Origin of the sequence: Rhizobium sp. RHZ02 (assembly GCF_014851575.1) — a bacterium.
Taxonomy (GTDB): Bacteria; Pseudomonadota; Alphaproteobacteria; order Rhizobiales; family Rhizobiaceae; genus Rhizobium; species Rhizobium altiplani.
The window spans coordinates 67,306-73,941 of record NZ_JACUZX010000030.1 but is presented as its reverse complement, the minus strand read 5'-3'; the positions used below and the strand labels follow the sequence as shown (position 1 = coordinate 73,941).

Annotated in this window: 7 protein-coding genes; 3 read left to right on the top strand and 4 right to left on the bottom strand. The window is 57.9% G+C overall.

Features of this window, described 5'->3' with window-relative positions:
- Nucleotides 1-224: 224 nt before the first annotated feature.
- Entirely contained in the window at nt 225-1,157 is a 933-nt protein-coding gene (locus IB244_RS27665; RefSeq protein WP_018859928.1) for a phosphatase PAP2 family protein, read from the top strand.
- Here IB244_RS27665 and IB244_RS27660 read toward each other — a convergent pair.
- The 4 genes from IB244_RS27660 to IB244_RS27645 form a co-directional block, all read right to left on the bottom strand.
- Nucleotides 1,154-1,579, bottom strand: a complete 426-nt coding sequence (locus IB244_RS27660) for an HIT family protein (RefSeq protein ID WP_018858831.1) — start codon at nt 1,577-1,579, stop codon at nt 1,154-1,156. The genes IB244_RS27665 and IB244_RS27660 overlap by 4 nt on opposite strands.
- Nucleotides 1,580-1,632: 53 nt before the next feature.
- Nucleotides 1,633-2,823: a GNAT family N-acetyltransferase gene (locus tag IB244_RS27655; RefSeq protein WP_192306310.1), complete on the bottom strand. Its 1,191-nt coding sequence runs from the start codon at nt 2,821-2,823 to the stop codon at nt 1,633-1,635.
- 78 nt (nt 2,824-2,901) lie between these two features.
- On the bottom strand, nt 2,902-3,621 hold the full coding sequence (locus IB244_RS27650; protein WP_169683350.1) for a glycerophosphodiester phosphodiesterase: 720 nt from the start codon (nt 3,619-3,621) through the stop codon (nt 2,902-2,904).
- Nucleotides 3,621-4,088 carry a RidA family protein gene (locus IB244_RS27645; protein ID WP_113471672.1) on the bottom strand — a complete coding sequence of 156 codons (468 nt, stop codon included), beginning with the start codon at nt 4,086-4,088 and terminating at the stop codon, nt 3,621-3,623. Before IB244_RS27645 ends, IB244_RS27650 begins: the two co-directional genes overlap by 1 nt.
- A 137-nt stretch (nt 4,089-4,225) precedes the next feature.
- Between IB244_RS27645 and IB244_RS27640 the strand changes: the two genes are divergently transcribed.
- Nucleotides 4,226-5,062, top strand: a complete 837-nt coding sequence (locus IB244_RS27640; RefSeq protein WP_025659042.1) for a cell envelope integrity EipB family protein — start codon at nt 4,226-4,228, stop codon at nt 5,060-5,062.
- A gap of 700 nt (nt 5,063-5,762) precedes the next feature.
- The gene (locus tag IB244_RS27635; RefSeq protein ID WP_192240746.1) at nt 5,763-6,473 is read left to right on the top strand and encodes a pentapeptide repeat-containing protein; all 711 of its coding nucleotides are present in this window, start codon (nt 5,763-5,765) and stop codon (nt 6,471-6,473) included.
- Nucleotides 6,474-6,636 lie beyond the last annotated feature (163 nt).

Here is a 6,636-nt window from a genome sequence, read left to right as displayed (position 1 = left end):
GATCCTTCGGCACCAGACTGTCGAGCGTCACCATCTCAAGAGCCGTCTGGGTGGGGGCAGGTTTCTTCAACATGTCCCAATGAATCACAAACCCCCAGACGGTGCCAGGGGTTTGTCAGCAATCTGAGGCGGCCGAAGGCCGCCTTTTCTTTTTCGCACTAGCGGTTGCTTAGACGATTCTTAAGTGAACCGGCTTTATATCGGCTCCAGCAAGGAGCCTTACGATGGTGTTTCTGCCGGCTGAACGTTTCATTGTTTTCATCATCACGACCTTGGCACTTCTTGATGCCTGCCTGTTGTTGTTGAAGGGCGTTGGAATAGACTTTGTAGGATATGCGAGCCTCATTGCTTGCGGCGCGTTCCTGGTTGCCCTTGGCCAATTTTATCGGCGTGTCCGCCACAATGACCGGATCGCGGCAGCGGCGACCGCTGCGGGTCTCTTCGTGCTCTTCACGATTGCCGGTTCTATCTTCAACTATCTGTTGTTGCCTTCCTACTTCGCGCAGATTGACGGCACGCTAACGCAGATCGACGGCATGCTTGGGTATTCCTGGCCCGCTATCGTCGAATGGGCTGCGCGCCATCCGTTGGTTGGTCTCGTGTTGTACGCGGTCTACACGAGTTCGCTGATGCAGCTGTTAGGCGTGATTCTGGTTCTTGGTTTTTCTGGAAGAACAACGAGACTGCAGCATTTTCTGCTGACGGGAGTTATCGGGGCGCTGCTGGCAATCATGTTCTGGTTTTTCTTGCCGTCGATCGGTCCCTCTGCATTCCAGCGGCTCCCTCGGCAGGTCCTCGAGGCAATGCCGCTGGCTGTTAGTCCCGCCTATGGAACGGAACTCGGCCGCGTGTTGCGCGAAGGAAGCACTCATCTGACGCCAGCCAATGTGCTCGGCCTGATCGCATTCCCTTCCTTCCACATGGTCATGGCGTGCATGTCGGTCTGCTTCCTTGCCCGTATCCGGTTCGTCTTCGTTCCAGCGGCCATCCTGAATGCGCTGATGATGCCCGCAATTCTCGTACACGGAGGGCATCATCTGGTCGATCTTGTCGGCGGTGGTGTGACCTTTGCTATCGCCTATGCACTGGCGCGATCTCTACTTGAGAAGGCGACGCCGGCGGATGCGCAAAATTCAACAATACGGCTGGCGGACTAGAGCTCTGCCTTAATCTTCTCCGCGTTCGCCGCGAGTACGGCATTGTCTTCCATCTGCCCGGAATGCGGACGCAGGGCCGTACCTTCAAAACGCGGGATTATGTGGAAGTGCAGGTGAAAGACGGTCTGGCCGGCGGCTGGTTCGTTGAACTGGCAGACGAAGACGCCGTCGGCGTCGAAGGCTTCCTTGACGGCATTGGCGATCTTCTGGACGACGGGAATGGTCTTGGCGAGAACGGTCGGGTCCGCATCGAGCAGGTTGCGTGACGCCGCCTTGGGAAGGACAAGCACATGGCCCGGAGCCTGCGGCATCACGTCCATGAAGGCGATCGTGTCGCTGTCTTCGTAAATGCGGTGCGAGGGAATTTCGCCACGCAGGATCTTGGCGAAAATGTTGTTGCTGTCGTAGGCGGCGCTGGTCATACGAACTCTCCTCGTTGCTGCTGTGATCGCGTAGCGCGGCAGGGGCGAAAGCGTCAATCCTCCTGCTGGCGCTCGCCCTTTCGAAACGGGCTGTGCTCCGTCAGGATCTCGTTCATGTGCTCTACGTCGTCACGCTCGCGCTTGAGATAGTCGGCTATAGCCCGCCGCAACCCAGCATGAGCAACATAATGCGCGGAGTGAGTTGTCACCGGCAGGTAACCTCGTGCCAGCTTGTGCTCGCCCTGGGCGCCGGCTTCCACCCGTTTGAGGCCTTTCGCCAATGCAAAGTCGACTGCCTGATGATAGCAGACTTCGAAATGCAGGAACGGATGGTCCTCGATGCAGCCCCAATGACGGCCATAAAGCGTATCGCCGCCGATGAAGTTGATCGCGCCGGCAATATAGCGACCGTCACGCTTTGCCATGACGAGCAGGATGTCATCGGGCATGCGCTCGCCGATCAGCGAGTAGAATTTGCGCGTCAGGTAAGGCCGGCCCCATTTTCGGCCGCCCGTGTCCATATAGAATTCGAAGAACTGGTCCCAGATCCGTTCTGTCAGATCGCGACCGGTCAGCCAATCAATTTCAATGCCGTGTTCGAGTGCGGTGCGGCGTTCCTTGCGAAGTGCTTTGCGCTTGCGCGACGCGAGCGTTTCCAGAAACTCCTCGTGATTGGCGTAGCCTTCGTTGATGAAGTGGAACTGCTGATCCGTCCTGTGCAGGTAGTCCTCACCTTCGAAGATGCCGATCTCGTCTTCGGGCACGAATGTGATGTGGGCGGAAGAGACGCCAAGCCGGCGCACGACCTCCTTGAGGCTCTCGGCAATGGCGTGCTGGATCGGCAGGCGCTGCAGACCTTCGGCGACAAGCAGGCGCGGGCCGGTCGCAGGGGTAAAGGGGATGGAGCATTGCAGCTTCGGATAGTAGCGTCCGCCGGCTCGTTCGAAAGCATCGGCCCAGCCGTGGTCGAAAACATATTCTCCCTGGCTGTGGTTCTTGAGATAACCGGGCAGGGCGCCGATGAGTTCGCCTTTGTCGGTTTCCAATAGAAGATGATGACCCATCCAGCCGGTTTGTGCGGTCGCCGATCCTGATTCCTCCAGCGAGGACAGGAAAGCATGCGACACGAACGGATTGTAGGCGAGAACGCTGCCTTTGCGGGAGGCCCCGGAAAGCTGAGACCAGCTCTCCGGGGAAATCGCGGTGAAAGACCGCTCGATGCGGATTGAAAGTTCGTCTGTCATGGAGCGAATGCGAGACCGTTTGGGAGGAGAATAGGGCTCACCAACAGTCTGAGCATGATCTTGTCCAAAAAGCGAGCGTCAAACCGAAACGCGCGGATCGAATCCTTCGAACGTCATCTGATCGGCATTCTCGAAGGTATGCTTTCGCCCCTTTTCGTCGCGGACGGTCCAGGTGATGACAACCATGCCCTTTTCGCGCTGGGCGGTTATGAACGGGTTCGGCAGGTCGGCGACGAAATAGGAAATGAAGTCAAGGCCGAGTTTCATCGCCTTTTCATGCACTTCGAATTCTTCCGGCTTGTTGCCGCCTGCCGTCAGCCCGAGAGGATAGGGGGCATTGAGCGCCTTCAGATCGCGAAGCAGCCAGTGGTCGAAGCTCATGAGGGCGACCTTGCCTTCATAGCCCTCAAGCACTTCGAGAACTGCTTCGGCAAAGCCCTCGTCATCGGCCTCGCGGCCTTTCAGCTCGATGACCAAGGGAACCTGACCCTTGACGAGATCGAGCAGCTGCCGCAGCGTCGGGATCTTGTCGGTCGTCCCGCCGACGGAGATGAGACCGAGCTCCTTGGACGTGCGTTCGCGCACGCCTCCCTTCAGATTGCACAGACGCTCCAAATCCTCGTCATGGAAGACAACAGGAACGCCGTCGGACGCATAGTGCAGATCGCACTCGATCGCGAATCCTGCATCGACTGCGCGCGTGAAGGCGGAGAGTGTGTTTTCCCAGACCGTCTTGTTGAGGTCATGATAGCCACGATGGGCGACCGGTTGCTCCTTGAGCCATGCTGCAGAGGTCATCAGGCAATTTCCACGATCGCATCGATTTCGACAGCGGCGTTCATCGGCAACGCGGCCATGCCGACGGCGGCGCGCGCATGCTTTCCGGCCTCGCCAAGCACGCCTGCAATCAGGTTGGAGGCGCCATTGATGACGAGGTGCTGTTCGACGAAATCAGGAGTGGAGGCCACGAAGCCGTTGAGCTTGATGACGCGCTTGATGCGACCGAGATCGCCGCCGAGGGCAGCGCTTGCTTGGGCGATGATGTTGATGGCGCAGAGTTCCGCGGCGCGCTGGCCGGTTGCGACGTCTACATTCTTGCCCAGGTGACCGAGAACAGCAATCTTTCCGCCCTCGAGCGGCAGCTGTCCGGAGATATAGAGAAGGTTCCCGCTGATGACGTAGGGGACGTAGTTGGCGGCCGGTGCAGCAGCCTCAGGCAGGGATATCCCCATTTCTTTCAGGCGTGCAGCGATTTGATCGGGCATTTTCCTCTCCGCTTTTATTGTCAATAGTTCTAAAATTATGCATCAAGGCTTGGAATCTGCTTTGTGACATTTTCGAGCCTCGATTTGGCCGAAAGCGTTCTTATAACATTGCAGGCGAGTCCAACAGGAGATTGTCAATGTTCCGATCGAGTCTTGCCGCACTTCTTCTGGCGAGCGTTTCGACGACCGTCCATGCGGCCGCGCCGGTAACGAGTGCGGCGATCGCGACTGGCCTCGTTGCTCACCGGGCGGTCTACGATCTGGAATTGAAGGATGCCTCCGAGCGCTCCGGCATTTCGGGCATGTCGGGCCGCATGGTTTATGAGTTCGACGGCAATTACTGCACGGGCTTCACCACTAACTTCCGTTTCGTTACCCAGATCGATACGGGCGATGCCGTCCGCGTCAGCGACCAGCAGACAAAGACCTTCGAGAACCTCAAGGACCGCCGGTTCACCTTCGACACCAAATCCTTCACCGACGACCAGCTCGACAAGGAGGTTAACGGTGCCGCGCAGGACCAGGCTGAAGGTGTCAAGGTTGCCTTGACCCAGCCGACCAGCAAGGAGTTGCAGCTGGCGGCAAGCCGGTTCCCAACGGAACATATGCTGGACGTGATCCAGAACGCCAAGGCTGGCAAGCGCCTGTTCGAGGCGCGCGTCTTTGACGGCTCGGACGATGGAGACAAGGCGTTGGTGACGACGACGGTGGTCGGAAAGCAGGTGGCGCCCGCAACCGACGAGGCCGATGCGGGCAACGCTGGCGCCTTCTCGAAGGCAGCCTTCTGGCCGGTCACGATCTCGTATTTCAACGAGAATACGAAGACGGACGCTTTGCCGGTCTACCGTATGTCGTTCAAGCTCTATGAAAATGGCATCACGCGTGATCTGACGATGGACTATGGCGATTTTGTTTTGAGCGGCAGGCTTGCGAAGCTCGAACTGCTCGACAGCAAATCGGCTGCCTGCAAATAACCGGAATGTAGCAAGTGCAACAAGCAGGACATCCCTACCTAAACTCGCACTTCATGAACTTTGTCGCGGGCTGAAGGTTTGATTTCCCAGCTTGAACGGGCCCGCTCAGTCTGAAACAGGCGCCCTTTGAACAACCTCTAGAACGTCACGCGTCCGTGTGGCGCGTGAGCCCCATGTGACATCGAATTCTTGGCCCGGCGATCGCATCGCGGCGTTCGCTGCCTCCAAACTAGAGAATTCATAGAAGGCAGTGTGCTTCGAGGGATTGGTTCGGCTCCAAGCGCGCCACGCGTGGAGTGCCCCAAAAGCGCGTACTGCGTCTGGCATATGGCGATCATACCAATCGTCGAAAGGCGCTCGGTCCGCTTCGTTGGGAATATCAGCCTGCACTATTAAAAGCGCTAGAGTGGACATTTTCCGTCCCTTCTCAGATCGCGCATGACAGGGCGCTCGCCGCTAAGCATATAGGAGATCCGCACGGTTCGCGACAACGCTCTGTCGCATTGCCTCCGAACCTTCGACGAACGCTTGGACACGGCTTTGAGCAGCAATTTTTATGGCATCCGCTGTCTAGTTTCGCAAAGAACCGTCACGAATGCGCACGCCGACGATTGTCGCTAAGTAAACCCTCTCTATGCTAGTAATTCGAAAGGCGTGCTGATTTGGGCGCTAGAGTCGGATTGGAGTGAGAATCTTGACGATGCGGCATGGTGTTTTGAGTGGTGGACTCTATGGTATTTCAACGGGACTGGTTGCGCTGACGTTGTTCGTGAGCCCTCCGGCCCTCGCTGCAGATTGCGGCAGCACGCCGGCGGCAGGAGTTAATTGGAGTGAATGCACCAAGAGGAATCTCATGTTGCAAGGGAGCGACTTCCAGGGTGCCAACCTGGGAGATGCCGATCTCAGCCTGACCAATCTCAGCCACACCAACCTGACCGGAACGAATTTCGAGAAGGCAACACTGGTGCGGGCATGGCTTACGGGAGCGCAGGCCGGCAAGGCGAACTTCTCGAAAATCGAGGCCTATCGATCCGGCTTCGAGAACGTTTTCGCAGAAGGAGCGTCGTTCGCCGGCGCGGAACTCCAACGCTCCAATTTCAATGGTGCAAAGCTCAGTGGTGCGAATTTTGAAAAGGCCGAACTTGGCCGCGCAAGTTTTGACAGAGCCGTTCTAACGGGCGCACGGTTCTCGCTCGCCAATCTATCTCGCGCTGACCTCAGCGAGGCAACATTTGAAGGACCGGTGGCGTTCGATCGCGCCTTCATGTTTCTGACGCGGATCGAAGGGCTTGATTTGTCTGCCGCGACTGGTCTCGAGCAGGCTCAGGTCGATCTTGCCTGCGGGGATGCCAAGACCAAGTTGCCCGCCGGTCTCTCCGCGCCGACAAGCTGGCCCTGCGAGTCCGATTGACGCTTGGCGCGGTGGTGGACGCCAAGGGCCTGCCGGCCCATCCTCTCCACCCCACGCTGGCTGCCGGCTCCGAATGTCGCTTTTTTCGCAGGAAGCCTTGATTTTCTGCGGAAGGGAGGGTAAGGCCACCCGCATTCCACACGTAAGGCATGGGATGGTCCGG

What these genes read in the sequence shown, in the direction of transcription:
- IB244_RS27660 (WP_018858831.1), bottom strand. Translation starts at nt 1,579, where the DNA reads ATGACCAGCGCCGCCTACGACAGCAACAACATTTTCGCCAAGATCCTG.
- IB244_RS27640 (WP_025659042.1), top strand. Translation starts at nt 4,226, where the DNA reads ATGTTCCGATCGAGTCTTGCCGCACTTCTTCTGGCGAGCGTTTCGACG.
- IB244_RS27665 (WP_018859928.1), top strand. Translation starts at nt 225, where the DNA reads ATGGTGTTTCTGCCGGCTGAACGTTTCATTGTTTTCATCATCACGACC.
- IB244_RS27655 (WP_192306310.1), bottom strand. Translation starts at nt 2,823, where the DNA reads ATGACAGACGAACTTTCAATCCGCATCGAGCGGTCTTTCACCGCGATT.
- IB244_RS27645 (WP_113471672.1), bottom strand. Translation starts at nt 4,088, where the DNA reads ATGCCCGATCAAATCGCTGCACGCCTGAAAGAAATGGGGATATCCCTG.
- IB244_RS27635 (WP_192240746.1), top strand. Translation starts at nt 5,763, where the DNA reads ATGCGGCATGGTGTTTTGAGTGGTGGACTCTATGGTATTTCAACGGGA.
- IB244_RS27650 (WP_169683350.1), bottom strand. Translation starts at nt 3,621, where the DNA reads ATGACCTCTGCAGCATGGCTCAAGGAGCAACCGGTCGCCCATCGTGGC.